The sequence below is a fragment of the Bartonella vinsonii subsp. berkhoffii ATCC 51672 genome (assembly GCF_902825225.1).
Classification (GTDB): domain Bacteria; phylum Pseudomonadota; class Alphaproteobacteria; order Rhizobiales; family Rhizobiaceae; genus Bartonella; species Bartonella berkhoffii.
In genome coordinates this window covers 1-444 of record NZ_CADEAK010000168.1, presented here as the reverse complement: position 1 = coordinate 444, position 444 = coordinate 1, and the positions used below count along the sequence as shown (strand labels likewise).

The window sequence follows — 444 nt, the reverse complement described above, 5'->3', positions numbered from 1 at the left end:
CAAAGCAATGTTCTTTCTTATACTAAGGTGTTTTCTAAGGCTTTAATAGAAGAAGCTACGCATGATGATAAGATTGCGAGTCTAACAGCAGCAATGCCGACGGGAACAGGACTTGATGCTTTTGCTGAAAAATTTCCTGAACGAATGTTTGATGTTGGTATAGCTGAACAGCATGCGGTTACTTTTGCTGCTGGCATTGCTTGTGTGGGGTATATGCATTTTGTCGCGATTTATTCTACTTTTTTACAGCGCGCTTATGATCAGCTTATCCATGATGTATCGATTCAAAAATTACCTGTGCGTTTTGCGATTGTTCGAGCAGGCTTTGAGGGGGCAGATGGCGCAACGCATGCTGGTAGTTTTGATATTGTTTTTTTGAGCACTCTTCCTGAATTTGTTGTGATGGCGCCGGCTGATGCAATCGAGTTGATGCATATGGTGCGT

1 pseudogene is annotated in these 444 nt (G+C 42.6%); it reads left to right on the top strand.

From position 1 onward, the window contains the following. Window positions 1-444, top strand: a pseudogene (locus J7R10_RS08770) (1-deoxy-D-xylulose-5-phosphate synthase); the annotation flags it as partial.